The sequence below is a fragment of the Mesorhizobium sp. M7A.F.Ca.CA.002.15.2.1 genome (genome assembly GCF_003998715.1).
Taxonomy (GTDB): domain Bacteria; phylum Pseudomonadota; class Alphaproteobacteria; order Rhizobiales; family Rhizobiaceae; genus Mesorhizobium; species Mesorhizobium ciceri.
Map to the genome: position 1 here is coordinate 1 of NZ_RZPI01000761.1, position 2,499 is coordinate 2,499.

4 protein-coding genes are annotated in these 2,499 nt (G+C 64.3%); 3 read left to right on the top strand and 1 reads right to left on the bottom strand.

Going from position 1 to position 2,499, the window contains the following annotated elements:
• A partial coding sequence (locus ENZ74_RS28865) for an SDR family NAD(P)-dependent oxidoreductase (protein ID WP_127313182.1) occupies positions 1-295 on the bottom strand: 295 nt, incomplete at its 3' end.
• Between the two features lie 269 nt (positions 296-564).
• Between ENZ74_RS28865 and ENZ74_RS28870 the strand changes: the two genes are divergently transcribed.
• From ENZ74_RS28870 to ENZ74_RS28880, 3 genes are all read left to right on the top strand, one after another.
• Complete coding sequence (locus ENZ74_RS28870; protein WP_063168974.1) at positions 565-1,818, top strand: sarcosine oxidase subunit beta; 1,254 nt, start codon at positions 565-567, stop codon at positions 1,816-1,818.
• Positions 1,818-2,258: a hypothetical protein gene (locus ENZ74_RS28875; protein ID WP_013529657.1), complete on the top strand. Its 441-nt coding sequence runs from the start codon at positions 1,818-1,820 to the stop codon at positions 2,256-2,258. The genes ENZ74_RS28870 and ENZ74_RS28875 overlap by 1 nt, the downstream gene beginning before the upstream one ends.
• 10 nt (positions 2,259-2,268) lie before the next feature.
• Positions 2,269-2,499: sarcosine oxidase subunit delta (locus ENZ74_RS28880; RefSeq protein WP_127313183.1), on the top strand; the 231-nt coding region annotated here is incomplete at its 3' end.

Here is a 2,499-nt window from a genome sequence, read left to right on the forward strand (position 1 = left end):
GTCCCATCAGGCCGACAGCGCCGGCATTGTTGAAGGCGATGTCGAGCCCGCCGAATTTTTCGACCGCCAGATCGACAAGGGCCTTTGCGTAGGCTTCGTCGCGGACATCGCCGGCAAGCGCGATGGCGATGCCATCGGCATCCGCGATTTCGGCGACAAGCGCGTCGAGCTCGGCCTGGCGGCGGGCGGCGACGATGACCTTGGCGCCTTCCTCCGCGAAGAGTTTTGCCGTGGCGCGGCCGATGCCGGAACTGGCGCCGGTGACGATGGCGATCTTGTTTGCGAGTGCGAACATTTTTGCATCCTTTTCTTCGCGCCGGCTTGACCGGCAGTTGGGATGCTTGGTCGCAGATCGAGGCCAGGCGAGCCACCCGATACCCGCCAAGATGCTGGAAAGCGCCGACGCGCCGGATGCGTCTTTTTCACCACGGCGCAAAACGGCAAGCGCCGTCGCAAACAGCGCAAGGGTGGAAGCGCTGTTTCGCTAGTGATACACCTCGCGCGCCGGGACCGACTGAACGCCGGCCGCCATTCGCGAAGCCTTTTTGGGGCGAGGTTGGGACGTTGAAGAAATATTCGGTATTCGCCATCGCCCGTGAAGCCATGCGCGGCCACAAGGGCTGGGAAGAACAGTGGTCCTCGCCTGAGCCCAGGAAAGAATACGACGTCATCATCGTCGGCGCCGGCGGCCATGGCCTGGCCACCGCCTATTACCTCGCCACGGTTCACGGCATCACCAATGTCGCGGTGCTGGAAAGGGGCTGGCTCGGCGGCGGCAACACAGGCCGCAACACCACCATCATCCGCTCCAACTATCTCTATGACGAGAGCGCCGGCATCTACGACCATGCACTGAAGCTGTGGGATGGGCTGAGCCAGGAGCTCAACTACAACGTCATGTATTCGGCGCGCGGCGTCATGATGCTCGCGCACAATGTGCACGACGTGCAGGTGCTGAAGCGCCACGTGCACGCCAACCGGCTGAACGGTATCGACAATGAGTGGCTGACGCCGGAGCAGGCGAAGGAATTCTGCCCGCCGCTCAACACCTCCAGGGATGCGCGCTATCCGGTGGTCGGTGCGGCGCTGCAGCGGCGCGGCGGCACGGCGCGCCACGATGCGGTTGCCTGGGGCTATGCGCGCGGCGCCTCGGCGCGCGGCGTCCATATCATTCAGAATTGCGAGGTCACCGGGGTCAAGCGGGCGGCCAATGGCGCGGTTTTGGGCGTCGACACGACGCGCGGCTTCATCGGTGCCAAGAAGGTCGGCGTCGTTGCCGCCGGCCATTCCTCAGTGATCATGAACATGGCCGGCGTGCGCATGCCGCTGGAGAGTTATCCATTGCAGGCGCTGGTGTCGGAACCGGTCAAGCCGGTGGTGCCCTGCGTGGTCATGTCGAACACGGTGCACGCCTATATCTCGCAGTCCGACAAGGGCGAGCTGGTGATCGGCGCCGGCACCGACCAGTATGTCTCCTATTCGCAGACCGGCGGCCTGCACATATTGCAGCACACGCTGGACGCCATCTGCGAGATGTTCCCGATCTTCACGCGCATGAAGATGCTGCGCTCGTGGGGCGGCATCGTCGACGTCACGCCCGACCGCTCGCCGATCCTGGCCAAGACGCCGGTGCCCGGGCTTTATGTCAATTGTGGCTGGGGCACGGGCGGCTTCAAGGCGACGCCGGGCTCGGGCCATGTCTTTGCCCACACCATCGCCAAAGACGATCCGCATCCGATCAATGCGCCCTTCACCATCGAGCGCTTCCGCACCGGCCGGCTCATCGACGAGGCGGCGGCGGCGGCGGTGGCGCACTGATGATGGCTGGGATGGCTGTCGCGATGCCGCTGATTCTGGCGGGGGAACACGTGCTGGCGGGGGAACGGGGCATGTTCCATTTTCCGTCGGCTGACGAAGTGCGCACGCAACCGATCAGCCGCACCGGCAACGAGACCGTCTGGCCGTTTTCGGTCGACGACGGCACGCTGGCCTGCGTCTGGAGCGGCGGCCAGCGGGTGGTGATGTTCTTCGAGGGACGTCCCGAAGGGCTTGACGAAGACGAGACATTCCAGCCGCGTCAAGTCATCGTCACCACCGATCCGATGCAACTCACTCTCGGCAACATGGCGTCGCGCGATCTGTTTCGTCCCGCTGCAAGCGTGGAGGAACGCATCCGGCTCGTCGCGCCGTTCGCGACCCTGGGACAGAAGCTTTGCGATCAACCGGCGGGCGCCCGCGTCGGCCACGGCGAATTGTAGGAACGAACAAATGCTTCTCATCCGCTGCCCCTATTGCGAGGAAGAGCGTCCGGAACTCGAGTTCCGCAACGCCGGCGAGGCGCATATCGCGCGCTCGGCCAATATGGCCGGCGAGAGCGACGACGATTTCGAAAAGTTCTTCTTCATCCGCTCCAACCCCAAGGGCATCATCTATGAGCGGTGGCGGCACATGCATGGCTGCGCGCGTTTCTTCAACGCCGTGCGCGACACCGTCACCGAC